The organism is Mycolicibacter engbaekii, assembly GCF_002101585.1.
GTDB classification, from domain to species: Bacteria; Actinomycetota; Actinomycetes; order Mycobacteriales; family Mycobacteriaceae; genus Mycobacterium; species Mycobacterium engbaekii.
This window is the reverse complement of the sequence record NZ_LQOT01000035.1, coordinates 126,842-151,336: the sequence shown is the minus strand read 5'-3', so window position 1 is coordinate 151,336 and position 24,495 is coordinate 126,842. Positions and strand designations below refer to the sequence as shown.

Genomic DNA, 24,495 nt, shown 5'->3' with positions numbered 1-24,495 from the left:
ACCTCAGCGTACTTTCCGCAGGACGAGCAGCGAACGCCCGCGCACCGATACCTCTTCCCCCGCGCGAACAGGCTGCGCCGTGGGCGATGCCGGCTCCGCGGTGTCCATCTCAACGGTCCATTCCTGCGCGTATTCTTCGCCGGGAACGGCAAACCCGACCGTCTCCTCGTGCGCATTGAAGCACAGCACAAACGAGTCATCCACCACCCGTTGACCGCGCATGTCAGGCTCGCGGATCGCCTCGCCGTTGAGGAACACCATGACGCATTTGTCGAATCCGTTGTCCCAGTCATCGGAGCTCATCTCACGGCCGGCGGGATTGAACCAGGTGACGTCGCCGATCTCGTCGCCGTGCCGCACCGGACGTCCCTGCAAGAACCGGCGCCGGCGAAACACCGGATGCTGTTTGCGAAGCCGCGTGAGGCCGCGGGTGAAGCTCAGCAGGTCGGCGTTGGTCTCGGCCAGTGACCAGTCCATCCAGGCCAGCTCGGAGTCCTGGCAGTAGGCGTTGTTGTTGCCGTGCTGGGTGCGGCCCAGCTCGTCACCGTGCGCGATCATCGGTGTCCCTTGCGACAGCAGCAGGGTGGCAAGGATGTTGCGCATCTGTTGCCCCCGCAGCGCCTCGATGTCCGGGTCGTCGGTGGGTCCCTCGACGCCGCAGTTCCACGACCGATTGTGACTCTCGCCGTCGGAGTTGTCGTCGCCGTTGGCCTCGTTGTGCTTCTCGTTGTAGGACACCAGGTCGCGCAAGGTGAACCCGTCGTGGGCGACCACGAAGTTGATGCTGGCGCCGGGCCGGCGGCCGGTGTTCTCGTAGAGATCAGACGAACCGGTGAGCCGGGATGCGAACTCCCCCAGCGTCTCCGGCTGACCTCGCCAGTAGTCCCGCACGGTGTCCCGGTACTTTCCGTTCCATTCGGTCCACAGGCCGGGGAAATTGCCCACCTGATAGCCGCCTTCCCCGACATCCCACGGCTCGGCGATCAGCTTGACCTGGCTGACCACCGGGTCCTGTTGAATCAGGTCGAAGAACGCCGAAAGCCGGTCTACGTCATAGAACTCGCGAGCAAGTGTCGATGCCAGGTCGAAGCGAAACCCGTCGACGTGCATCTCGGTCACCCAGTACCGCAGCGAGTCCATGATCAGTTGCAGCGCGTGCGGGTGACGCGCATTGAGGCTGTTGCCCGTGCCGGTGTAGTCCATATACCGGCTGCGGTCGTCGTCGACGAGCCGATAGTAGGCGGCGTTGTCGATACCGCGGAAGCTGATGGTCGGACCCAGGTGGTTGCCCTCGGCGGTGTGGTTGTAGACCACATCGAGAATCACCTCGATGCCCGCTTCGTGGAAGCTGCGCACCATGGTCTTGAACTCCGCTACGGCCGCCCCCGGTTGCCGACCTGCCGCGTACTGGCTGTGCGGGGCGAAGAATCCGAAAGTGTTGTAACCCCAATAGTTCCGCAGACCCATCTTCAGCAGGCGGTCGTCGTGCATGAACTGGTGTACCGGCATCAGCTCGACAGCGGTGATGTTGAGGGCCTGCAGGTGGTCGATGACCACCGGATGAGCCAGTCCGGCGTAGGTGCCGCGAAGCGCCTCGGGAATATCTGGATGCCTCTGGGTCATGCCCTTGACATGGGTCTCGTAGATGATCGTTTCGTTGTACGGGGTCATCGGCGGCCGGTCGGTCGCCCAGTCGAAGTACGGATTGATCACCACGCTGGTCATCGTGTGTCCCAGCGAATCGACCCGGGGCAGCGAATCGGCCTGCGGAAAGTCGCCTCCGGCCGCCATGTCGTAGGAGAACAGGGCCTGATCGAAGGAGAAATCGCCCGCGAACGCTCTGCCGTACGGGTCGAGCAACAGTTTGCTGGGGTCGCATCGGTGTCCGGACGGCGGGTCGAACGGCCCATGGACCCGGAATCCGTAGTGCTGTCCCGGCGCCACCGACGGCAGATAGGCGTGCCAGACATAGCCGTCGACCTCCTCGAGCGGGATGGCGGTCTGCTGGCCGTCGTCGCCGATCAGGCACAGCTCGACCCGCTCGGCGATCTCGGAGAACAGCGCGAAGTTGGTTCCCCCGCCGTCATAGCTGGCGCCGAGCGGGGCGCGGTTGCCCGGCCAGACCTCAAGCGGCAGGGGCGGGTCGCCGATGCGATCCGCGGCGGCGGTCACGGCCTCGGCCTGGTCTGGGGTAACGCTCATACTCACTCCATCTCGTCGGCACCGCCGGCGCCGTTGCCTGAGCCGGGGCTACCCGCCTGCTGGGCGGTCAAACAATCGCCGCGCAGCGACGTTGAAACGCACCGCAGGGGGGTATAGGCGTTGTCGTGGTGCCCGAGGACCTACGCCGGCTGGCGGCGGCGCACGGCGTGGCCACGGCCTATCGCAATGAGCGCCGCGAGTTGGTGCAGGTCGACGCCGATGTTGTGATCCGGGTGCTCGGGTTGCTCGACGTCGCGGCCGCCAACGCAGCCGACCGGCAGCGCGAGTTGCTCCGGCTTGCGCGGGGCGACCGGCCGGGTGCGGCGCCGTCGACCGCCGCCGTCCGGGTGACCGGCCGGCCGCAACCGTTTCCCGGAGCCGTTGCGCTGGTGGGCGAGGACGGGCAGCACACGGTGGTGCACGACGAACTGCCCGCCGGGCTCTCGCCGGGCTGGTATGACGTGGAGCTGCGTTCGGGCCGGCGGATCACCCTGGTGGCCGCTCCCCCGCAGGTGCCGCAGGCCCCGCCCGCGTGGGGATGGATGCTGCAGCTGTACGCATTGCGGTCCGCCCGCTCCTGGGGCATCGGTGACCTGGCGGATCTGCGGGATTGGATCACGTGGACCGCCGCCGAGCACGGCGCCGCGGCGGTGCTGCTCAACCCGCTGCATGCGCCCGGGCCGACGCATCCGGTGCAGCCTTCGCCGTATACGCCGTCGAGCCGGCTGTTCGCCAACCCCCTGGCCCTGTGCATCCGCGACCTCGGCGCCTACCACCGGGCCGACCCGGAGACCCGTGCCGAAGTCGATGCGCTGCGTGTGGCCGCCGACACCGCACGCATCGACTACGACCTGGTCTGGGCAGCCAAACGCGCCGCCTTGGAGTTGCTCTGGCGCGCAGACGGGCGCCCGGGGCTCGCGGAGCCGGCCGGCGCAGCCCTGCGTGACTGGGCCACCTACTGCGCGCTGGCCGAATGCCATGGCGGTCGCTGGTCGACTTGGCCGGCGCCGCTGCACGACCCGGCCGGGCCCGCGGTGGCGGCGGCCCGGCGGGAGCTCGCGCCACGGATCGCATTTCATGCCTGGGTCCAGCAACGCTGCAGCGAGCAGCTTCTCGCTGTGCAAACCGCCGCCAAGGACACGGGCATGGGTGTGGGCGTGCTGCACGATCTGGCGGTCGGCGTCGACCCCGATGGCGCCGATGCCTGGGCCCTGGCCGACGTGCTGGCCGGTGCGGCCAGCGTCGGGGCACCGCCGGACACCTTCAGCCCGCACGGGCAGGATTGGCGGCTGCCGCCCTGGCGGCCGGACCGGCTGGCCGCCACCGGCTACCGCGCGGTGCGCGACATGCTGCGCGCCGTGCTGGCCCATGCGGACGGCGTGCGTATCGACCATGTCGCCGGGTTGTGGCGGCTGTGGTGGATCCCACCCGGCGAGACGCCGGATCGCGGCACCTACGTCCACTACGACGCCGACGTGATGCTCGCGGTGCTGGCCCTGGAGGCACATCGCGCCAACGCCGTCGTCATCGGCGAAGACCTGGGAACGGTCGAGCCGGAGGTCTCACGGGCGTTGGCCGACAACGGCATACTCGGGTGCGCGGTCTCCTGGTTCGTCCGCGATCAAGCCGCACCCGGCCAGCCGCTGCTGCCGCCGGCGAAGTGGCCGGCGCAGGTGGCCGCCAGTATCTCCACCCATGACCTGCCCACCGCGGCCGGATTCTTGCGGGCGGAGCACGTGCGGGCACGCGCCGAACGGGGCCTGCTCGACGACGTCGCGGCCGCACAGCGCGCCGCCGAGGCCGAACGGGCCGAGTGGCTGGCGCTGCTTCGGTCTGCAGGCCTGCTCGAGCCGGTAGACGACACCGAGGCACCGGACGAGCCGCGGATCATCGACGCCATGCACCGCTTCTTGGCCGCCACGCCCTGCCGGCTGAAGCTGGTCTCGCTCTACGACGTGCTGGCCGATCCCTGCCAGCCCAACCTGCCCGGCACGGTCGACCAATACCCGAACTGGCGCCTGCCGCTGCCGGAGTCTTTGGAGCAGCTGCGCGGCGACGCGCGCATCGCGCGCACGGCGGCGGTGTTCTCCCGCCGTCGAGGTCACCACGCGCCCGGCCGGTAACCGCGGCCGGATTGGGGTACATGTCGAGATATGGCCACCGACGCCCACGACGTATCTGGTCAGAACCTGCCAGACCCGGCAGCGGGGAGCCACGTCGAGCACGGCATAGTCGAGCACCCACGCGCGGAGGACTTCGGCGACGCCGCGGCCCTGCCCGCCGATCCGATCTGGTTCAAGCGTGCGGTGTTCTACGAGGTACTGGTCCGGGCGTTCTACGACTCCAACGGAGACGGCATCGGCGATCTGCGGGGCCTGACGGAGCGGTTGGATTATCTGCAGTGGCTCGGTGTCGACTGCCTGTGGCTGCCGCCCTTCTACGATTCACCGCTGCGCGACGGCGGCTACGACATCCGGGACTTCTACAAGGTGCTGCCGGACTTCGGCACCGTCGACGATTTCGTCGAACTGCTCGATGCCGCGCACCGGCGCGGCATCCGGGTGATCACCGACTTGGTGATGAACCACACCTCCGACAGCCACCCGTGGTTTCAGCAGTCCCGGCAGGACCCTGACGGTCCGTACGGCGACTTCTACGTATGGAGCGACACCAGCGAGCGGTACACGGGAGCCCGGATCATCTTCGTCGACACCGAGGAGTCCAACTGGACGTTCGACGGCGTGCGCAAGCAGTTCTACTGGCACCGGTTCTTCTCCCACCAGCCCGACCTGAACTACGACAACCCGGCGGTGCAGGAGGCCATGATCGACGTGCTGCGGTTCTGGCTGAACCTCGGCATCGACGGTTTTCGCCTGGACGCGGTGCCCTACCTGTTCGAAAGAGAGGGTACGAACTGCGAAAACCTGCCCGAGACACACGACTTCCTGAAGCGGTGCCGAAAGGTGGTCGACGACGAGTTCCCCGGCGCGGTGCTGCTGGCCGAGGCCAATCAATGGCCCACCGATGTGGTCGCCTACTTCGGCAACCCCGAGACCGGCGGCGACGAATGCCACATGGCCTTCCACTTCCCGCTGATGCCACGCATTTTCATGGCGGTACGCCGCGAGTCGCGCTTCCCGATCTCGGAGATCATGGCGCAGACTCCCCCGATTCCCCAGCGTGCGCAGTGGGGGATCTTCCTGCGCAACCACGACGAGCTGACATTGGAGATGGTCACCGACGACGAGCGCGACTATATGTACGCCGAATACGCCAAGGATCCCCGTATGAAGGCGAATGTCGGAATTCGGCGTCGTTTGGCCCCGCTGTTGGACAACGACCGCAACCAGATCGAACTTTTCACCGCGTTGCTGCTGTCGCTGCCCGGTTCCCCGATCATCTACTACGGAGACGAGATCGGAATGGGCGACATCATCTGGCTGGGCGACCGCGACGCGGTGCGCACCCCGATGCAATGGACCCCCGACCGCAACGCCGGCTTCTCCACCGCGAACCCCGGCCGGCTCTACCTGCCTCCGATCCAGGACGCGGTCTACGGACATCAGTCGATCAACGTCGAGGCGCAGCGCGACACCTCGACGTCGCTGCTCAACTGGACCCGCACCATGCTCGCCGTCCGACGCCGCTATGCGGCTTTTGCCCTCGGCGAGTTCCGCGAACTGGGCGGTTCCAACCCCTCGGTGTTGGCCTACGTGCGGGAAATCCCGGGCGAGCGTGGGCGCGTCCAGGGCGACACGGTGCTCTGCGTCAACAACCTGTCACGCTTCCCCCAGCCGATCGAGCTGAACCTGCAGCACTGGGATGGCCACACGCCGGTGGAACTCACCGGCTCGGTGGAGTTTCCGCGGATCGGAAAGCTCCCGTACCTACTCACGCTGCCCGGGCACGGCTTCTACTGGTTTGAGCTGTGCGAGCCGAAGGAGAAACTGTCATGACTGCTGGCACCGGAGACCCGGCGCGCCTGCCCTGGGCGGAGTGGTTACCCACGCGGCGCTGGTACGCGGGACGAAACCGGCAGGTGGCCGATGCCAAAGCCGCTCTGGTGGTGGAGCTGGGCGACGGGCTGCAGCTGGTGATGATCGACATCGGCTACACCGACGGCACCGCCGATCGCTATCAGGTGATGGTCGGCTGGGATGTGGACCTGGCTCCCGAGTACGCCCAGATCGCCGTGATCGGAACCACCGGTGGCCGTACCGCTTACGACGCGCTGTACGACTCTGCGGCTACCCGAGCCCTGTTGTCGCTCATCGATTCCGCGGCGCGGCGCGGCGACATCACGTTCGTCCCGCAGCCGGGGGCGACGCTGCCGACGGGGGCCGAATCCCGGGTCTCGGATGCCGAGCAGAGCAACACCAGCGTCATCATCGAGGACAAAGTGGTGCTCAAAGTGTTCCGGCGGCCCAGGGCCGGTATCAACCCCGACATCGAGCTCAACGCGGCGCTGGGACAGGCGGCCAATCCCCATGTGCCGCGCCTGATGGGCTCTTTCCAGCTTGAGCTGCCCGGCGACACCGGCGTGGTGCCCTACGCGTTGGGCATGGTCAGCGAGTACGTGGTGAACGCCGCCGAGGGCTGGGCGATGGCGACCGCGAGCGTGCGCGACCTGTTCGCCGAGGCCGACCTGTATGCCTATGAGGTGGGCGGCGATTTCGCCGGCGAGTCCTACCGGCTCGGTGAGGCGGTCGCCTCGGTGCACCAGACACTGGCCGACACCTTGGGGACTTCGCGATCGGCCTTCCCCGCACCGACACTGCTGTCGCGTCTGGCGGCGACGGCTGCATCGGTGCCCCAGGTGCGTCCGCACCTGGCCGCCATCGAGCAGCGCTATACGGCACTGGCCGGGCAGACCGTCGCGGTGCAACGAATCCATGGCGATCTCCATCTGGGTCAGGTGCTGCGAACCCCGGCCGGCTGGCTGTTGATCGATTTCGAAGGCGAGCCCGGCACTCCGTTGTCGGAGCGCCGCAGACCCGACTCCCCCCTGCGGGATGTCGCGGGGATCTTGCGGTCCTATGAGTACGCCGCATACGGCAAGTTGGCCGACCTGTCGCGCGACGGGCTCGACCGGCAACTGGCGACCCGGGCCCGTGAGTGGCTGGACCGCGCCCGCAGCGCGTTCTGCGAGGGGTACGGCGCGCAGTCCGGTACCGACCCGCGCGAGTCGGCAGCGTTGCTCACCGCCTACGAAGTCGACAAAGCGGTCTACGAGGCCGGCTACGAGGCCAGCCACCGGCCCGCCTGGCTGCCGATTCCGCTGCGGGCACTGACTCGGCTCACGGCTGCGTGAGGGGCTCGAACCACAGGGCCGACAGCGCGGGCAGCACCAGCATCGCCGATGCGGGGCGGCCGTGCCAGGGTTCGTTTATGGCGTCCACGCCCCCGAGGTTGCCGACGCCGGCACCGCCGTAGTCGACGGCATCGGTGTTGAGTATCTCGCGCCATCTGCCGGCGAACGGCAGGCCCAGGCGGTAACCGCTGTGCACCACACCGGAGAAGTTGAACACCGCGGCCAGCACCGATCCGTCGGTTGCGTAACGCAGAAAGCTCAGCACGTTGTTGGCGGAGTCGTTGGCGTCGATCCACGAATAGCCGGCCGGACTGACGTCTGCGCTCCACAGCGCGGCATGGCGGCAATAGATGTCATTGAGATCGCTTGTCAGGAACTGTATCCCGGCTGACAATCCGGATTCCTCCTCTCGTGGGTCGAGCTGGAACCAATCCAGGCCGCGTTCCTCAGACCACTCCGAGCGCTGGCCGAACTCCTGGCCCATGAACAACAGTTGCTTGCCGGGATGGGCCCACTGATAGGCCAGCAGAGTGCGCACCCCGGCCGCCTTGGCGCAGTCGTCCCCGGGCATACGGCTCCACAGCGTTCCCTTGCCGTGCACCACTTCGTCGTGGCTGATGGGCAGCACGAAGTTCTCGCTGTAGGCGTAGAGCATCGAGAAGGTCATCTCCTGGTGGTGGTAGGAGCGATGCACCGGATCGTGGCCGAGGTAGGCGAGCGTGTCATGCATCCATCCCATATTCCATTTCATGGAAAAGCCCAGTCCACCAAGACTTGTCGGCCGGGTAACGCCGGGCCACGATGTCGACTCCTCGGCGATGGTGACGATTCCCGGCGCCGACTTGTGCGCTGTCGCGTTCATCTCCTGCAGGAACTGCACCGCCTCAAGATTCTCTCGACCGCCGTAGGCGTTCGGGGTCCAGCCGCCCTCGGGCCGCGAGTAGTCCAGGTAAAGCATCGATGCGACGGCGTCCACGCGCAGACCGTCGATGTGGAATTCGCTGAGCCAGAACAGCGCGTTGGCCACCAGAAAGTTGCGCACTTCGGGCCGGCCGAAGTCGAACACATACGTTCCCCAGTCCAGCTGTTCGCCGCGCCGCGGATCGGCATGCTCATACAACGGGGTGCCGTCGAAACGACCCAGCGCCCAAGCGTCTTTCGGGAAGTGCGCCGGGACCCAATCCACGATGACACCGATGCCACCGCGGTGCAGCGCGTCGACCAGCGCCCGGAAATCGTCGGGAGTGCCGAAACGAGCGGTTGGGGCGTAGTAGGAGGTGACCTGGTATCCCCACGATCCGCCGAAGGGGTGTTCGGCGACCGGTAGCAGCTCCACGTGGGTAAACCCCTGCTCCACAACGTAGTCCGTCAGCTCCTCGGCGAGCTGTCGATAGCTGCGCCCCGACCGCCAGGATCCGAGGTGTACCTCGTAGATGCTCATGGGTTCGAACACCGGATGTGCCGACGCACGCCGGGTCATCCACTCTTGATCGGTCCAGGTGTGGCGACTGACGGTTACCCGAGATGCCGTCCGCGGTGGAGTCTCGGCGGCGAAGGCCATCGGGTCGGCCCGTTGCGTGACGACGTCGTCCGCGCCGTGAATCCGGTATTTGTACAGGCCGCCGATGGGGAATCCCGGCAAGAACAGCTCCCATACGCCGGAGCCGCCGAGTACCCGCAGAGGTGCGCCGATGCCGTCCCAGCCCGTGCTGTCGCTGATCAGGCCGACCCCTTTGGCGCCCGGCGCCCACACCGCGAACGACACCCCGGTCACCACGCCGTCCGGGGTGTCGAAGGTACGTGGATGCGCACCCAGCACCTGCCACAGCCGTTCGTGGCGGCCCTCCCCGAACAGGTGCAGGTCGACCTCGCCCAGCGTCGGCAGAAATCGATAACCGTCGGCCTCGATGCGGGGCGGCCCGGCGTCGGGATAGTCGACCTGCAGCCGATAGTCGATCAGCCCGGTAAAGGGCAGCGTGGCGGTGAAAAGTCCGTTGCCCCGGGATTTCATGGGCACCCGGTCGTCGCCCACCAGGACCGTCACGCCGCGCGCGGCCGGGCGCAGCGTTCGAATCACCGTGTGTCCGCCGTGCTCGTGGGCGCCCAGGATCGCGTGCGGGTCATGATGCGTTCCCGACAACAACCGCGCCATGTCCTCGGGCCTGACGTCGTCGGGCCTCACGCCGTCGGCCCTGACGGCCTCGGGCCTGATGTCCTCGGCCTTCATGCGCGGCCCGCCGCGCCTGCCCATGCGCGCCCGGAGCGGCGCACCACCTCGATTCGGCCCGGCACCCACCACTCCGTTCGTCGGCTGCGATCCGGGCAGTGGGTACCCGCGGCGGCCGAAAGCTACGCGAAGTGGCGACACGCATCCCGGCGGCGAACGCCGCCGGTGGGGTCTAGCCGCGCGGCAACCCCAGCAGCCGCTCGGCCGCCAGCGTCAACAGGATCTGCTCGGTGCCGCCGGCGATCGACAGGCACCGGGTGTTGAGGAAGTCGTGCACCTGGCGACCGGCCACCGCGCCGGCCCCCTCGGCCACGTCCATCCGGAACTCCGCCAGGTTCTGCCGGTAGCGCACCCCGATGAGCTTGCGCACCGAGGACTCCGAACCCGGGTCCTGGCCGCCGACGGCGAGCTGGGCGATGCGTTGATCCAGCAGCGAACCCGCTTGAGCGGCGATGATCAGCCGGGCCAGCCGCTCGGCAGTGGCCGTGTCGGGTTCGGATTCCGCCAGGGTCCGCAGCAGTTCCTCCATCGGATTGCCCAGCGCGGTTCCGCCGGCGATGGCAACCCGCTCATTGGCCAGGGTGGTCCGGGCAAGTCGCCAGCCGTCGTTGACGTTGCCCACCACCAGTTCGTCGGCGACGAACACGTCGTCGAGGAAGACCTCGTTGAACAGGGCGTCACCGGTGATCTCGCGCAGCGGGCGGATGTCGATGCCCTCGGAGGCCATGTCGATCAGGAAATAGGTGATGCCCTTGTGCTTCGGCGCCTCGGAGTCCGTCCGGGCCAGGCAGACGCCCCACTGCGAGTCATGGGCCCGCGAGGTCCAGACCTTCTGGCCGGTAAGTCGCCAGCCACCGTCGACCTTCACGGCCTTGGTGCGCAGCGCCGCCAGGTCCGAGCCAGCACCGGGCTCGGAGAACAGCTGGCACCAGAAGATCTCGCCGGTCAGTGTGGCCGGGATGAATCGCTCGATCTGCTCGGGGGTGCCGTGCTCGAGAATGGTCGGCGCCGCCCACCAGCCGACCACCAGGTCCGGACGCTGGACTCCCGCGGCCGCCAGCTCCTGGTCGATCACCAGTTGCTCGGCCGGCCCGGCGGCCCGCCCGTAGGGAACCGGCCAATGCGGCGCCAGCAGGCCCGCTTCGGCCAGCGCCGCCTGTTGCTGCTCGGCGGGCAGCGCGGCGATGCGGGCCACCTCCGCGGCGATCTCGGGCCGGACATCGGTGGCCTCGCCGAGGTCCACCTCCAGCCGGCGGCGCACCCCGTCGCGGGTCAGTGCCGCGGTGCGCCGCAACCAGCGCTCGGGCCCGCCCAACGCCTGCCCGATGCCGTAGGCGCGGCGCAGGTACAGGTGCGCGTCGTGTTCCCAGGTGATGCCGATGCCGCCGAGCACCTGGATGCAGTCTTTGGCGTTGGCCTTGGCGGCGTCGATGCAGATGGCGGCGGCGACAGCGGCGGCGATCGCGAACTGCTGGTCGTCGGGGTCGCCGGCAGCGCGCGCCACATCGCTGGCCGCCACCGCGGCCTGGTCAGCCCGGCACAGCATCTCCGCGCACAGGTGCTTGACGGCCTGGAAGCTGCCGATCGGCTTGCCGAACTGTTCCCGCACCTTGGCGTAGGCGACGGCGGTGTCCAGCGCCCAACGGGCCACCCCGGCCGCTTCGGCGGCCAGCACCGTGACCGCTAGGTTCTCGATCCGGTTTCCGCCCTCCAAGAGCACCGCCGGCGCGGCCGACAGCGTGACCTTGGCCAGCGGCCGGGAGAAGTCGGTGGCCGGCAGGGGTTCGACGGTCACCCCGTCGGCGCGGGCGTCGACCAGCACCCAGTCCTGGCCGTCGGGGCCGACCGGCGCCAACAGCAGCCCGTCGGCGGTGGCGCCGAGCACCCGCTCGGCGGTCCCGGAGGCCTGGCCCGTCGCGGCGTCGAAGCTCACCGCCGCCGAGTCGGTGTCGGTTGCCACGCCGGCAACCCGCTCGCCCGCGGCCAGGGCTTCGGCCAGCTGGGGATCGGTGATCACCAGCGTGGCCAGGGCGGTGGTCGCCACCGGCCCCGGGACCAGGGCTTTTGCCGCCTCATCGACCATCGCACAGAGGTCCTCGAGGCGCCCGCCGGCTCCACCGGATTCCTCGGGGACCGCCACCCCGAACAGACCCAATTCAGCCAGTCGAGCGAAAACGGTTCGCCAGGAATCGGTTTCGCCCAGTTCCGCGGCGCGAATCGCCTCGGTGGTACCCGCCGCAGCGGCCCAGTCGCGGACCAGCTCGCGGGCGGCGAGCTCGTCGTCGGTGATGGTCACGGACACGCTGGGCACCTCCGGGTCGAAACTGACTTGATGGCGGGTGGGCCTGGAAGGCCACCCCACCCACTAGAACGTGTTCTAATAGTGCCAGCGTCGGAGCGTCAAGTCGAACCGTTATGGCTGGACACGTCGGGTCCGGCCGATGTCGGGAGTAATAAATTCAACTACGCGGTGCGTATCGTTATCAGCCAGAGGATCAACGGAGGGAGGCGCGCAGCACATGTCGTCACCAGCCGAGGGCAACTCAGGCCGAGGATCGGCCAGCCAACCGCGCGAGGTGGTCAATGTCGCTGTGCTCAACGAATCCGACCTAGGCTCTGAAGCGCAGCGCGAACGCCGCAAGCGAATTCTGGACGCGACGCTGGCCATCGCCTCCAAAGGCGGCTACGACGCGGTGCAGATGCGTGCCGTCGCCGACCGCGCCGACGTGGCCGTCGGCACGCTGTACCGCTACTTCCCCTCCAAAGTGCACCTGCTGGTCTCGGCGATGGGCCGGGAGATCGCGCGGGTTGACACCAAGACCGATGCCGCGACGTTCGCCGCAACCACCCGCCACCAGCGGCTCAACCTGGTGGTCAACAAGCTCAACCGTGCCATGCAGCGCAACCCGCTGCTCACCGAGGCGATGACGCGCGCCTACGTCTTCGCCGACGCCTCGGCGGCCGGTGAAGTCGACCACGTCCAGAAGCTGATCGACTCGATGTTCGCCGGAGCGATGAGCGACGGGGAGCCCACCGAGGAGCAGTACCACATCTCGCGGGTGATCTCGGATGTGTGGCTGTCCAACCTGCTCGCCTGGCTGACCCGCCGTGCGTCGGCCACCGACTTCACCACCCGGCTGGACTTGGCTGTCCGGCTGCTGATCGGCGACGACGACAGCCCCAAGGTCTGACCCGGGGACAACGGCGATGCGCGTCGGCTCGCCGATCGTGACCGCCCACGATTATCGGCGGCCCCATCGGCGATAGCCTGAGTAGATGCGCCTGAAGCTCGGCCGCCCCGATATCGGCCGGTACGTCGATCGATTCGACGTGCCACCCGCGTCGCCGGCCACGCCTTTGTCGGTGACCTGGCTCGGCGTCACCAGCCTGCTCATCGATGACGGCTCGTCGGCGCTGATGACCGACGGCTTCTTCTCCCGGCCCAGCCTGGCCCGAGCGACCCTGGGCAAAGTGGCGCCGTCGCAGGCTCGCATCGACGGCTGCCTGGCGCGGGCCGGCGCGCGTGAGCTGGCCGCGGTGATCCCACTGCACTCACACATCGATCACGCGATGGACTCCGCCGTGGTGGCCGAACGTACCGGGGCGGTCCTGGTCGGTGGCCAGTCCACGGCCAATGTGGGCCGCGGCCAAGGGCTCTGCGAGGACCGGCTGATCGTGGCCGTCCCGGGTGCGCCGCTGACGCTGGGGGCCTACGACGTCACGCTGGTGGAGTCGCGGCACTGCCCGCCCGACCGCTTCCCCGGGGTCATCACCGCTGCGGTGGTGCCGCCGGTGCGGGTGTCTGCCTACAAGTGCGGTGAGGCCTGGTCGGTGTTGGTGGCGCACCGGCCCTCCGGGCGCAGGCTGCTGATCATGGGCAGTGCGGGTTTCGTCCCGGGGTCGTTGGCCGGCCGCAACGCCGACGTGGTCTATCTGGGCATCGGCCAGCTCGGCGTTCAGCCCCGGCAATATCTGGTCGACTACTGGAATGAGACGGTCCGGGCCGTCGGGGCTTCGACGGTTGTGTTGACCCACTGGGACGACTTCTTCCGGCCGCTGTCGAAACCGTTGCGCGCCTTGCCCTATGCCGGCGACGACCTCGACGTCACCATGCGGGTTCTCAGCGAGCTCGCCGAGGCCGACGGAGTGGGACTGCACCTGCCCACCGTGTGGCGCCGTGAGGATCCGTGGGCCTGAACCTGGCTCTGGCGCTGCTGTTGCTTGCTGTGGTGCTGGGCTTTGCGGTCGTCCGCCCACGCGGCTGGCCCGAACTGTTCGCAGCGGTACCCGCCGCCCTCATCCTGATTGACGCAGGCGCCATCTCGGCGCACGACGCCCTGACCGAGGCCGCCGCTCTGCTGCACGTCGTGGCGTTCCTGGGCGCCGTGCTGGTGCTGGCGCAACTCTGCGACGACGAGGGCCTGTTCGAGGCGGCCGGTGCGGCCATGGCACGCGCCGACGTGGGTCCGCCGCAGCACCTGCTGCGCCGCGTCTTCGTCATCGCCGCGGGTCTGACCGCGGTGCTGAGCCTGGACGCGACCGTCGTGCTGCTGACCCCGGTGGTGCTCACGATGGCCCGGCGACGCAACGCCCCGATCCGCCCGCACGCCTATGCGACCGCCCACCTCGCCAACACCGCATCGCTGCTGCTGCCGGTGTCCAACCTGACGAATCTGCTGGCGTTTCACGAGGCGGGCGTCTCGTTCCTGCGGTTCGCCGCGCTGATGGCGGCGCCGTGGCTGGCCGCCACAGCGGTCGTCTACCTGATCTTCCGCTGGTTCTTCCGCGCCGATCTGCGCGCCACGCCGGTGCTCGAGCATGCCGGGCCGCCGCCCCCCGTCCCGGTCTTCGTGCTGGTGGTGCTCGCGCTGACCCTGGCCGGTTTCGTGGTCGCCGAGACCCTGGGCGTGCCACCCGCGTGGGCGGCCGTCGCCGGAGCTGCGGTACTGGCCGCTCGCGGCCTGGCGCAGCGGCGCAGCACGCCGGGCAGCATTGTCCGGGCGGCCAACCCGGGGTTTCTGGTGTTCGTGTTGGCACTGGGCGTGGTGGTGCGCGCCGTGGTCGACAACGGGCTGGGCGACCGGATGACCACGGTGCTGCCGGATGGATCGAGCCTGTGCGCCCTACTCGGTATCGCGGCGGTCGCCGCGGTGCTGGCCAATGTGGTCAACAACCTGCCCGCAACACTGGTGCTGGCGCCGCTGGTGGCGACGAGTGGACCGGTCGCGGTGCTGGCGGTGTTGATCGGCGTCAACATCGGACCCAACCTGAGTTACACCGGCTCCCTGTCGAACCTGTCGTGGCGCCGGGTGTTACGCCGGTACCGCGTGCCGGCCGGAGTAGGCGAATACACCCGATTGGGCCTGTGCACGGTGCCGGTCACCCTGGTGGTGGCGGTCGTCGCGCTATGGGCAAGTGCCCGGCTCCTGGGGGTCTAGCGGTGATCGCAAGCGCGGCGGAGCCGGGCGAAGCGGGTCACCGCCGTGGGGCGGTGTGATCGCAAGCGCGGCGGAGCCGGGCGAAGCGGGTCACCGCCGTGGGATCTAACCGACCCGATAGGCCGGTGGCAGCGGCATGCCCAGTTCGGCCAGCACCGCGCGCGCCCGCGCCGGGTAGTCGGTGATGAGCCCGTCAACTCCGGCGGCGATCTGCCGGCGCATCTCCTCGGCATCGTTGACCGTCCACGGAATCACCCGCAGCCCGGCGGCGTGTGCGCGTTGCACGAAGGACCGGTCCACCACCGAGTGGTCCGGGGACACGATGCCGGCACCGGCCGCCTGCGCCCCGGAGATCGGGTCGGCGCCCTGCTCCCACAGGGCGACCAGGGGTATGGCCGGTTCGGCGGCACGCACCAGCGGCAGGATGCTCCAGTCGAAACTCTGGACAGCGACGGCATCGAGCAGACCGGCCGCCCGCACCGCCGCCAGCACCACCTCGACGATCCGCTGCTGGTTTCCGGCGTCGACCTTGGTCTCGATGTTGTAGCGGACGCCGGTATGCGCAGCCAGCGCGAAGACTTCCGGCAATGTCGCGATCACATTGCCGGGCACCACTTCTGCGTCGGGAAACTCCGGCAGCAGGTGTCCGCAGTCCAGGGTGCGGATCTGGGCGAGGGTCAGCTCGGCGACCCGCCTGCCCACGTACGGGTAATCGGGGTCGCCGGCGAAAACCGGTCCGGTGTCGGCGCACTTGGCCGGTTCGATCACCAGGTCGTGCCAGACCAGTGGCTGGGCGTCGCGGGTCAACACGACGTCGAGTTCCAAGGTGCTGACACCCAGCTGGAGCGCCTTGGCGAAGGCGCGCAGTGATTCCTCGGTGGTCTCGCCCCTCCCGCCCCGGTGCGCCTGCAGGTCGAATGCCGGCGGCTGCGCGGCAGCCCAGGACGGGTTCAGCATCGCGGTGAACAACACCGCGGCCAGGACGACGCGGCCAATCACCGCCGCTGACGCGCGATTTCGGCCAACACCACCCCGGCGGCGACCGAGGCGTTGAGCGACTCGGTGGGCCCGGCCATCGGAATCGACACGATGGCGTCGCAGTTCTGCCGGACCAGCCGGGACAGGCCTTTGCCCTCGGAACCGACGACCAGCACCATCGGGCCGGTGCCGTCCAGGTCGTCGACCATGGTCTCGCCGCCGGCATCCAGCCCGACGACCTGCAAGCCGCGGTCCGCCCACGCCTTCAGTGTCTGGTTGAGGTTCGCCGCCCGCGCCACCGGAAGCCGCGCCGCCGCACCGGCACTGGTACGCCAGGCCACCGCCGTCACCGACGCCGATCGGCGCTGCGGAATGACCACGCCGTGTCCGCCGAACGCCGCTACCGAGCGCACGATGGCACCCAGATTGCGCGGATCGGAGATGTTGTCCAAAGCGACCAGCAGCGCGGGAGCGGCGTCTTTGCGCGCGGCGGCCAGCAAGTCGTCGGGGTGGGCGTAGGCATACGGGGGAACCTGCAGCGCGATGCCCTGGTGCAGACCGTTGGTGGTCATCTTGTCCAGGTCCGACCGGGGAACCTCCAGGATCGGCAGCCCGGAGTCGGCCGCGCGGGTAACCGATTCGGTCAGCCGCTCATCGGCTTCGGCGCCGAGCGCCACATACAGCGCGGTGGCCGGTATTCCGGCGCGCAGGCACTCCAGAACCGGGTTGCGGCCCAGCACGGTCTCGCTCTCGTCGGCACGCTTGGCGGTCCGGTAGGCGCGCTGTTTTGCTGCGCGCTTGGCCGCTTTGGCCGCCGGGTGGTACTCCCGCTTGTGCGCCGGCGGGGTGGCGCCGCGACCCTCCAGCCCGCGGCGGCGCTGGCCGCCGGAACCTACCGTCGGCCCCTTCTTGGTGCCGGGCTTGCGCACCGCACCTTTGCGCTTGGAATTTCCGGCCACCTAATCGACTCCATCCACCAGCAGAGACCATTGCGGACCGTCGCCGGTGTCGGTGACCTCGATGCCGGCATCCTTGAGCCGACCGCGGATCTCATCGGCCAGCTGCCAATCCCGTTCCGCGCGAGCGGTTTCCCTGCGTTCCAATTCGGCGCGCACCAATACGTCGACCGCGGCCAGCGCCGCCGAGGTCTGATCGCGCGATTCCCAGCGCTCGTTGAGCGGATCGCAGCCCAGCACGTCCATCATCGCCCGGATCGAGCCGGCCGCGGTCAGCGCAGCCTCGTGGTCGCCGGTGTCCAGTGCCCGGTTGCCCTCGGCCCTGGCCCGGTGCACCTCGGCCAGGGCGATCGGCACCGACAGGTCGTCGTCGAGCGCGGCGGCGAACCGCGGAGTCCAGCTGCCCGGTGTCACCGCACCGACCCGGCTGCGCACCCGGTGCAGGAACTCCTCGATACCGACGTAGGCATTGACGGCGTCGCGCAATGCGGTCTCGGAGAACTCGAGCATCGATCGGTAGTGGGCGCTGCCCAGGTAGTAGCGCAGTTCGGCGGGCCGGACCCGCTGCAGCACCGCCGCCATCGACAGCACATTGCCCAGCGACTTACTCATCTTCTCGCCGCCGAGGGTGACCCAGCCGTTGTGCAGCCAGTAGTTGGCGAATCCGTCTCCGGCAGCGCGACTCTGCGCGATCTCGTTTTCGTGGTGCGGGAAAACCAGGTCCATGCCGCCGCAGTGGATGTCGAACTCAGCGCCCAGGTAGGACCGGGCCATCGCCGAGCACTCCAGGTGCCAGCCCGGCCGGCCGCGGCCCCACGGCGTGGGCCAGCTGGGCTCACCGGGCTTGGCGCCTTTCCACAGCGTGAAGTCGCGCGGATCGCGTTTGCCGGTGGCAACGCCCTCGCCCTGATGCACGTCATCGATCCGGTGACCGGACAGCTTGCCGTAGTCGGGGTAGCTGAGCACGTCGAAATACACGTCGCCGTCGCCGGTGTAGGCGTGCCCGGTGTCGATCAGGCGCTCGATCAGCTCCACCATCTGGGTGATGTGCCCGGTGGCGCGCGGTTCCACCGACGGCGGCAGCACCCCCAGCGCGTCGTAGGCGGCGGTGAACTCGCGTTCGTGGGTGGCCGCCCACTCCCACCAGGGCCGTCCTGCCGCGGCCGCCTTGGCCAGGATCTTGTCGTCGATGTCGGTCACGTTGCGCACGAAGGCGACGTCGTAGCCGCGTGCGGTGAGCCACCGGCGCAGGATGTCGAACGCCACGCCGCTGCGGACGTGGCCGATGTGCGGCGCGGCCTGAACGGTGGCGCCACATAGATAGATGGACGCCTGACCGGGCCGCAGCGGGACGAACTCACGCACGGCGCCGGTTGCCGTGTCATGCAGTCGCAGGCCGGGGCGTTCGGTCACGACGGGCCAGCTTACCGGGCGGTCTGGCTGCGGCCTCCACACCCGCCGCCACCTGCCGTATCGGTGGACAGGGATTGTGACGTGGCATATATTGCGGCAGTGAGTAAACGTCTGGTGGCAGTCTCGGGAACCTTCTTGGCTGCGGTCGCATTTGTCGGTAGCGCGACCGCCTACGCCGACGAGCCGAACAACAATCAGGCCCAGCAGGCCGAGCTTGTGGCGGCCCCGGTCCAGGCGCCACCCGCTCCGGCCCCGGTTGCACCCGTCGAGGCCGAGGGCGTGCCGTCCGCAGCCGACCAGGCGGCGCTGATGGAAACCCAGCAGGACATGCAGGCCGAGCAGCAACGGCAGCAGGCCGAGCAGCAGGCCGACATGGTCGGTGCCTCGGCCACGACCGCAGGTGCCACTCAGGCCGCAATGGGCAGCCAGATCGGTATGTCGATGGCGATGATGGCGCCGATGCTGGCCATGATGGCGCCGTCGCTGGTCATGCCGCTTATGACCCCGATGCTGAGCAGCCTCGCCCGGTCCGGCGCGGGCGCCGGCGCCAACACGCTTACCGAAACCGCCGGTGCGGCCGCCTCCACCGACGCATTCTTCGGCCCCGGTTCAGCCGCCGCCACCGAGGGCCTGGTTCCCGGCGCGGCCGCCGCGACCGAGCTCTTCAGCACACCCGCCGTCGAAGCCTTCAACACGCCCGCCGAAGTCTTCACGCCCGCTGTCGATGCCTTCAGCGTTCCCGCTGTCGAAGCCTTCAGCACGCCCGCTGTCGACCTGCCGTTCGGCCTGGGCGACTTTGACTTCCTGTCCACCGTGGGCGCCGACGCCCTCACGGGGGTAACCGGGGACCTCATCGGCGGCACCCTGGTCGACGTCGGGGCCGCCGGTGCTGATGTCGCCGGTGACGCCGCGATCACTGCTTCCAGCGCATTTCTCGATGGCGGCGCTGCCCTGAGTGACGGCATCACCGACGCCGTCGCCACAGGTGTCGGCGACGCCGTCGCCACAGGCATCACCGACGCGGTCACCCAGGGTGTCGTCGACACCGTCACCGAGGGCGTCGCCGAGGGCGTCACCGACACCCTCACCACGGGCCTGGCCGAGGCCGGCGCGTCCATGGGCGGCGAGATCGCCCTGTGCATCATCGGCACCATCTTCGGCGGGAACTGCTAGTCCCGTCGGGTGATTTAAGCCGGTACCACCAGCGTTAAGTCGGTACCACCAGCGCGGTAGCCACCGCGGCAAGCCCCTCACCCCGGCCGGTCAGTCCCAGGCCGTCGGTGGTGGTTGCCGATACCGAAACCGGTGCGCCCAGCAGTTGCGACAGCAACTGCTGGGCTTCGGTGCGGCGCGGTCCCACTTTGGGCCGGTTACCGATCACCTGCACCGCGGCGTTGCCGACCACGAAACCGCTCTGGTCGAGCAGTTCGCGCACGTGCCCGAGCATCACGGCACCCGTTACGTGTGCCCAGCGGGGCTCGTCGACGCCGAAAACCGCTCCGAGGTCCCCCAACCCTGCCGCCGACAGCAGCGCGTCACACAGGGCGTGTACGGCTACATCGCCGTCAGAGTGTCCGGCACAGCCGTCGGCATCGGGAAAAAGCAGGCCCAGCAGCCAACAGGGCCGGCCCGGCTCGATCGGGTGCACATCGGTGCCCACCCCGACCCGCGGCAGCGCACTCACCGGTTCACGACCGCCTGGGCCAACAGCGCATCCAGGGCCGTGGTGATCTTGAACGCCAGGGGGTCCCCCTCGACGGTCTGGACCTGGCCGCCGACGTGCTCGACCAGGGACGCGTCGTCGGTGAAGTGGGTTTGCGCGCCGGCCTGCCGATAGGCCCGCAGCAACAGGTCGGCGGCGAAGCCCTGCGGGGTCTGTACGGCCCGCAGGCCGGCCCGCTCGGGTGTGCCCAGCACCATGCCGTTGGCGTCGACCGCCTTGATGGTGTCGGCCACGGCAAGTGCCGGGACCACCGCCCGGTGGCCGGCGTGCAACGCCTCCACAACCCGGCGCACCAGCGCGGGTGGGGTCAACGGCCGGGCGGCGTCGTGGACGAGCACATAGTCGGACTCTGCGACACCGGCCAGCGCCAGCCGGACGGACTCCACGCGGTCGGCGCCGCCGGCCACCACGGTGGCGGCTTCGCCCAGGATCAGCTTGGCCTCATCGGTGCGGTCCGGCGGTACCGCGACCACCACCTGGTCGACGACTCCGGACTCACGCAGGCCCGCTACGGCCCGCTCGATCAGCGTCTGGCCGCCCAGCAGAAAGAACGCTTTCGGTACACCGGCGCCCAGCCGAACACCCGCACCAGCCGCCGGCACCACAGCTACTGTGCTTGGCAACGATTCTCCGAGATTCTCCGAAAAGCTCGAAACGTCGCGGTCAGGACGCGGCGGCCAGCACCTCGTCGAGGATGGTCTCCGCCTTGGCGTCATCGGTGTTCTCGGCCAAGGCCAACTCACCGACCAGAATCTGCCGCGCCTTGGCCAGCATCCGCTTCTCGCCTGCAGACAGACCGCGCTCCTGATCCCGCCGCCACAGGTCGCGAACGACCTCGGCTACCTTGTGCACGTCTCCGGAGGCAAGCTTTTCCAGGTTTGCCTTGTAGCGACGCGACCAGTTGGTCGGTTCCTCGGTGTGCGGGGCCCGCAACACCTGGAAGACCTTGTCCAGGCCCTCCTGGCCGACAACGTCACGCACACCGACATATTCGGCATTCTCAGCGGGAACTCGAACGGTGAGATCGCCCTGCGCCACCTTGAGGACCAGATAGTCCTTTTGCTCGCCTTTGATGGTCCGGGTTTCAATCGCCTCGATCAACGCTGCACCGTGGTGTGGATATACGACGGTGTCTCCGACCTTAAAGATCATCTGATTTGAGCCCCTTTCGCTACCCCATCCTAACACGCCGTCGGGACACGCGACGAACAACGGTGCAGGTCAGGGGCACTGCCGAGGCAGGAGGGGGGTTGACAGCCGCAGAGAAGCGTGCTCGGCCGATCCTGATGAGAGCCTGATCAGGGCTGGTCGGCGGGGGTCGCGGCGCACCTGCAACCCTGAGCTATCGTCACGGGAGGGTTGCTACTACAGTGCATAGTCACACGTCGCAACGGCCGGGCAGGAGACCATACGTGAACTCGTTCAGCAGGGCCTTTAACAGGGCTGCGATCGCGCTTGTCGCGGCAGCGACGATTGCCGGCTGCGGCACCGGCCAGATCTCGCAGACTGCTGACCAGGCATCCGCCGTCAACGGCGCCTCAGCCGATGTCGGCACCCTGGCGCTGCGCGACGTTCGGATCCAGGCGACTCAAACCGGCGCGGCACTCGAGCCCGGCCAGACCGTCGACCTGGTGTTCGTGGTCAGCAACCAGTCGACCGAGGCCGGCGACGAGTTGACCGACATCACGACCTCGATCGGCAAGGTGTCGCCGCTGGCCGGCGGCAAGACCGTCCCGGTTGACGGTGTCCTGGTGGTCAGCGCCCCGGCCGGACCGGACCTGCCCACGGCGCCCGCCGCCAAGGCGCTGTCGGACGTGGCCAACGCCACCACCGCCTCGGCGACGGTGACGCTGGACAAGCCGATCCGCAACGGGTTGACCTATGACTTCACCTTCAACTTCAAGAACGCCGGACCGGTGAGCGTCGACGTGCCCGTCTCGGCCGGCCCGCTGACGTCGCATCACTGATCGCCGTAGTACGCCGGCCCTGTCGGACCTAGCCGATACGGTCTGCCCGTGGCCAAGGCACGTTCGCTTTATCGCTGTTCAGAATGCGGGAACACCACCGCGAAGTGGCTGGGCCGCTGCCCGGACTGCGGTAGTTGGGGCGGTATCGACCCGGTAGCCGAAGCGGCCGCACCGGCGGGGGGCCTGCGGCCCGCCGCGCCGGCCCGGCCCGCGGTTCCGATCAGCTCCATCGCGGCGGGAAGCTCCCAGCCGGCGCCCACCGGGGTCACCGAACTCGACCGGGTGCTGGGCGGCGGGGTGGTTCCCGGTTCGGTCACGCTGCTGGCCGGGGATCCCGGCGTCGGCAAGTCCACCCTGCTGCTCGAGGTCGCTCACCGCTGGGCTCTGGGCGGGCGGCGGGCGCTGTACGTCTCCGGGGAGGAGTCCGCGGGCCAGATCCGGCTGCGCGCGGAGCGCACCGGCTGCAGTCACGACGAGATCTACCTGGCCTCCGAAGCCGACCTGCAGACAATCTTGGGACACATCGAGGCGGTGCGGCCCACCCTGGTGGTGGTGGATTCGGTACAGACCGTGGCGGCCGCCGACACCGACGGCGTTGCCGGCGGGGTCACCCAGGTAAGGGCCGTGACGGCCGCCCTCACAGCGGCGGCCAAGAGTGCCGATGTGGCGCTGGTCCTGGTCGGGCACGTCACCAAGGACGGTGCCATCGCCGGGCCCCGGTCACTGGAGCACCTCGTCGACGTGGTGCTGCATTTCGAGGGCGACCGCAACTCGGTGCTACGAATGGTGCGCGCGGTCAAGAACCGGTTCGGCGCCACCGACGAGGTGGGCTGTTTCCTGCTCCGTGACGACGGCATCGAGGGCATCGCGGACCCTTCCGGCCTGTTCCTGGAGCAGCGCAGCGAGCCGGTGCCGGGCACCGCTATCACCATCGCCCTGGACGGCAAACGCCCGTTGATCGGCGAAGTACAGGCGTTGTTGGCTAAACCGGCGGGCGGCTCGCCGCGGCGGGCAGTCAGCGGCATCGACCACGCCCGGGCCGCCATGATCACCGCGGTGCTCGACAAGCACGCCGGCCTGCCTATCGCGGCCGGCGACATCTACCTGTCCACGGTGGGCGGTATGAGGTTGACCGACCCGTCTACGGATCTGGCTGTCGCCATCGCACTGGCCTCGGCCTATGCCGATCTGCCGCTGCCGGCCACCACCGTCGTGGTGGGCGAGGTCGGCCTGGCCGGCGACCTGCGCCCGGTCAGCGGGATGGACCGTCGGCTCGCCGAAGCGGCCCGGCTGGGGTTCACCAGCGCCCTGACTCCACCGGGCGCCCCGGCAACGGTTGGCGGCCTGCGCACGGTCGCCGCCGCCAACATCGTCGCCGCGCTGCACCACCTGTCCGAAATCGCCGACCGGCGCGCCGGTTACGCGCCCCCGCAACTGCTGGACCGGAGCCCTGGCTGACCCGGCGCGGTAACGCTCGCAGGCCGGTCTAGTTGCCCGGCGGGGGCGGGCCCGGCGGGAACCCTTCCGGGGGCGGCGGAGGCAGGTCCGGCGACGGCTCGGTAAGCATGAACGGCACCGTCGCCGACCGTAGATTGCCCAGTTGGACCACCAGGTTGTAAGTCCCCGGCCCGATCGGTTGTCGTGGCAGCGGGCACTGCGGCGCCGAACCCATGCCGGTCCAGGTCACCGTGGTGGTGACCTGCTCCCCGGGATCGAACGTCTTGACCAGGGTCTCGTTCGAGGGCGCGCAGTCCAAGTTCGACCACAACCGCTGATTGTCCAGCGTGTACACGTAGGCAGCCAGCACGGCGGCGCCCACGTCGCGCTTGCAGGCAACCAGTCCGATGTTGGTGACCACCATGGTGAACTGCGGTTGTTCACCCACCGTGTACTGCGGAGCGGTCAGGCCCTTGACCGCCAGCGTCGAATCGGGGCAGTCGTCGCCCTCTTTGAGCACCGGCGGCGGGACCACCGCTTCGGTCGGGGTCGGCACGGGTGGCGGCGCCTGTTGGTCGGGCGCCACCACGGGCGTCTTGACCTCTTCCGGGGAGGCGTTCGGCGGTTTGGCGTGTTGCGCGGCGGAGGTCTGCTTCCCGTCGGCATTGTCGGCACCGGCGCTGCCACGCACGATGCCGAAGATGACGGCCGACACCACAGCGATCACGATGAGCGCAATGCCCAGCGCGAGGCCACGTCGTCGCCAATAGATCTGCGAAGGCAGCGGACCCTGCGGTTCCAAATCGAGCACGTTCTCACGGTAGGACGACCTCAGCGCGAGTT

The 24,495-nt window shown here is 68.9% G+C and carries 19 protein-coding genes; 9 read left to right on the top strand and 10 right to left on the bottom strand.

The window, feature by feature from the left end; all coding sequences use genetic code 11:
* Nucleotides 1-3 precede the first annotated feature (3 nt).
* Nucleotides 4-2,202 carry a glycogen debranching protein GlgX gene (glgX, locus tag AWC02_RS10945; protein WP_085128786.1) on the bottom strand — a complete coding sequence of 733 codons (2,199 nt, stop codon included), beginning with the start codon at nt 2,200-2,202 and terminating at the stop codon, nt 4-6.
* 125 nt (nt 2,203-2,327) lie between these two features.
* Here glgX and malQ point away from each other — a divergent pair, with 125 nt between their 5' ends.
* From malQ to AWC02_RS10930, 3 genes are read left to right on the top strand one after another with little or no spacing between them, the layout of a single operon-like run.
* Nucleotides 2,328-4,325 (top strand): 4-alpha-glucanotransferase, encoded by a 1,998-nt coding sequence (malQ, locus tag AWC02_RS10940; RefSeq protein WP_085128785.1) that lies wholly within the window; start codon nt 2,328-2,330, stop codon nt 4,323-4,325.
* A gap of 30 nt (nt 4,326-4,355) precedes the next feature.
* The gene (treS, locus tag AWC02_RS10935; protein WP_085128784.1) at nt 4,356-6,158 is read left to right on the top strand and encodes a maltose alpha-D-glucosyltransferase; all 1,803 of its coding nucleotides are present in this window, start codon (nt 4,356-4,358) and stop codon (nt 6,156-6,158) included.
* The gene (locus tag AWC02_RS10930) at nt 6,155-7,513 is read left to right on the top strand and encodes a maltokinase N-terminal cap-like domain-containing protein (RefSeq protein ID WP_085128783.1); all 1,359 of its coding nucleotides are present in this window, start codon (nt 6,155-6,157) and stop codon (nt 7,511-7,513) included. Before treS ends, AWC02_RS10930 begins: the two co-directional genes overlap by 4 nt.
* Here the strand turns inward: AWC02_RS10930 and glgB are convergent.
* Together glgB and AWC02_RS10920 are read right to left on the bottom strand one after the other, a co-directional pair.
* Complete coding sequence (gene glgB / locus AWC02_RS10925; RefSeq protein ID WP_419179241.1) at nt 7,500-9,665, bottom strand: 1,4-alpha-glucan branching protein GlgB; 2,166 nt, start codon at nt 9,663-9,665, stop codon at nt 7,500-7,502. The genes AWC02_RS10930 and glgB overlap by 14 nt on opposite strands.
* A gap of 247 nt (nt 9,666-9,912) precedes the next feature.
* Entirely contained in the window at nt 9,913-12,042 is a 2,130-nt protein-coding gene (locus AWC02_RS10920) for an acyl-CoA dehydrogenase family protein (protein ID WP_085128834.1), read from the bottom strand.
* A gap of 217 nt (nt 12,043-12,259) precedes the next feature.
* On the opposite strand from AWC02_RS10920, the gene kstR reads away from it, so the two are divergent.
* The 3 genes from kstR to AWC02_RS10905 all read left to right on the top strand — a co-directional run bounded on the left by kstR (nt 12,260) and on the right by AWC02_RS10905 (nt 15,178).
* The gene (gene kstR / locus AWC02_RS10915; RefSeq protein WP_085128781.1) at nt 12,260-12,931 is read left to right on the top strand and encodes a cholesterol catabolism transcriptional regulator KstR; all 672 of its coding nucleotides are present in this window, start codon (nt 12,260-12,262) and stop codon (nt 12,929-12,931) included.
* Between the two features lie 85 nt (nt 12,932-13,016).
* On the top strand, nt 13,017-13,937 hold the full coding sequence (locus AWC02_RS10910; RefSeq protein ID WP_085128780.1) for an MBL fold metallo-hydrolase: 921 nt from the start codon (nt 13,017-13,019) through the stop codon (nt 13,935-13,937).
* Nucleotides 13,934-15,178 carry an SLC13 family permease gene (locus tag AWC02_RS10905; protein ID WP_085128833.1) on the top strand — a complete coding sequence of 415 codons (1,245 nt, stop codon included), beginning with the start codon at nt 13,934-13,936 and terminating at the stop codon, nt 15,176-15,178. The genes AWC02_RS10910 and AWC02_RS10905 overlap by 4 nt, the downstream gene beginning before the upstream one ends.
* 105 nt (nt 15,179-15,283) lie before the next feature.
* On the opposite strand, the gene AWC02_RS10900 is transcribed toward AWC02_RS10905, so the two are convergent.
* From AWC02_RS10900 to cysS, 3 genes are read right to left on the bottom strand one after another with little or no spacing between them, the layout of a single operon-like run.
* The gene (locus AWC02_RS10900) at nt 15,284-16,135 is read right to left on the bottom strand and encodes a glycerophosphodiester phosphodiesterase (protein ID WP_207568042.1); all 852 of its coding nucleotides are present in this window, start codon (nt 16,133-16,135) and stop codon (nt 15,284-15,286) included.
* Between the two features lie 38 nt (nt 16,136-16,173).
* A complete protein-coding gene (gene rlmB / locus AWC02_RS10895; protein WP_085128778.1) occupies nt 16,174-17,115 on the bottom strand; it encodes a 23S rRNA (guanosine(2251)-2'-O)-methyltransferase RlmB in 942 nt (313 codons plus the stop codon).
* Nucleotides 17,116-18,525 (bottom strand): cysteine--tRNA ligase, encoded by a 1,410-nt coding sequence (gene cysS / locus AWC02_RS10890; RefSeq protein WP_085128777.1) that lies wholly within the window; start codon nt 18,523-18,525, stop codon nt 17,116-17,118.
* Nucleotides 18,526-18,624: 99 nt separating this feature from the next.
* Here cysS and AWC02_RS10885 point away from each other — a divergent pair, with 99 nt between their 5' ends.
* Complete coding sequence (locus AWC02_RS10885; RefSeq protein WP_085128776.1) at nt 18,625-19,698, top strand: hypothetical protein; 1,074 nt, start codon at nt 18,625-18,627, stop codon at nt 19,696-19,698.
* A gap of 34 nt (nt 19,699-19,732) precedes the next feature.
* Here AWC02_RS10885 and ispF read toward each other — a convergent pair whose 3' ends face one another.
* From ispF to carD, 3 genes are read right to left on the bottom strand one after another with little or no spacing between them, the layout of a single operon-like run.
* The gene (gene ispF, locus AWC02_RS10880; RefSeq protein ID WP_085128775.1) at nt 19,733-20,209 is read right to left on the bottom strand and encodes a 2-C-methyl-D-erythritol 2,4-cyclodiphosphate synthase; all 477 of its coding nucleotides are present in this window, start codon (nt 20,207-20,209) and stop codon (nt 19,733-19,735) included.
* Nucleotides 20,206-20,871 (bottom strand): 2-C-methyl-D-erythritol 4-phosphate cytidylyltransferase, encoded by a 666-nt coding sequence (gene ispD / locus AWC02_RS10875; RefSeq protein ID WP_237160427.1) that lies wholly within the window; start codon nt 20,869-20,871, stop codon nt 20,206-20,208. Before ispD ends, ispF begins: the two co-directional genes overlap by 4 nt.
* Nucleotides 20,872-20,911: 40 nt before the next feature.
* Nucleotides 20,912-21,400 carry an RNA polymerase-binding transcription factor CarD gene (gene carD / locus AWC02_RS10870; RefSeq protein ID WP_013830798.1) on the bottom strand — a complete coding sequence of 163 codons (489 nt, stop codon included), beginning with the start codon at nt 21,398-21,400 and terminating at the stop codon, nt 20,912-20,914.
* Between the two features lie 260 nt (nt 21,401-21,660).
* On the opposite strand from carD, the gene AWC02_RS10865 reads away from it, so the two are divergent.
* Together AWC02_RS10865 and radA are read left to right on the top strand one after the other, a co-directional pair.
* The gene (locus tag AWC02_RS10865; protein ID WP_207568039.1) at nt 21,661-22,215 is read left to right on the top strand and encodes a copper chaperone PCu(A)C domain-containing protein; all 555 of its coding nucleotides are present in this window, start codon (nt 21,661-21,663) and stop codon (nt 22,213-22,215) included.
* A gap of 48 nt (nt 22,216-22,263) precedes the next feature.
* The gene (radA, locus tag AWC02_RS10860) at nt 22,264-23,673 is read left to right on the top strand and encodes a DNA repair protein RadA (protein ID WP_085128773.1); all 1,410 of its coding nucleotides are present in this window, start codon (nt 22,264-22,266) and stop codon (nt 23,671-23,673) included.
* A gap of 28 nt (nt 23,674-23,701) precedes the next feature.
* On the opposite strand, the gene AWC02_RS10855 is transcribed toward radA, so the two are convergent.
* Nucleotides 23,702-24,463, bottom strand: a complete 762-nt coding sequence (locus AWC02_RS10855; RefSeq protein WP_085128772.1) for a hypothetical protein — start codon at nt 24,461-24,463, stop codon at nt 23,702-23,704.
* Between the last annotated feature and the right edge of the window lie 32 nt (nt 24,464-24,495).

Excerpts from the sequence above, each read along its gene's own strand:
- carD (WP_013830798.1), bottom strand. The coding sequence starts at position 21,400 with ATGATCTTTAAGGTCGGAGACACCGTCGTATATCCACACCACGGTGCA.
- AWC02_RS10910 (WP_085128780.1), top strand. The coding sequence starts at position 13,017 with ATGCGCCTGAAGCTCGGCCGCCCCGATATCGGCCGGTACGTCGATCGA.
- treS (WP_085128784.1), top strand. The coding sequence starts at position 4,356 with ATGGCCACCGACGCCCACGACGTATCTGGTCAGAACCTGCCAGACCCG.
- glgX (WP_085128786.1), bottom strand. The coding sequence starts at position 2,202 with ATGAGCGTTACCCCAGACCAGGCCGAGGCCGTGACCGCCGCCGCGGAT.
- glgB (WP_419179241.1), bottom strand. The coding sequence starts at position 9,665 with ATGGCGCGGTTGTTGTCGGGAACGCATCATGACCCGCACGCGATCCTG.
- kstR (WP_085128781.1), top strand. The coding sequence starts at position 12,260 with ATGTCGTCACCAGCCGAGGGCAACTCAGGCCGAGGATCGGCCAGCCAA.
- AWC02_RS10900 (WP_207568042.1), bottom strand. The coding sequence starts at position 16,135 with ATGCTGAACCCGTCCTGGGCTGCCGCGCAGCCGCCGGCATTCGACCTG.
- AWC02_RS10930 (WP_085128783.1), top strand. The coding sequence starts at position 6,155 with ATGACTGCTGGCACCGGAGACCCGGCGCGCCTGCCCTGGGCGGAGTGG.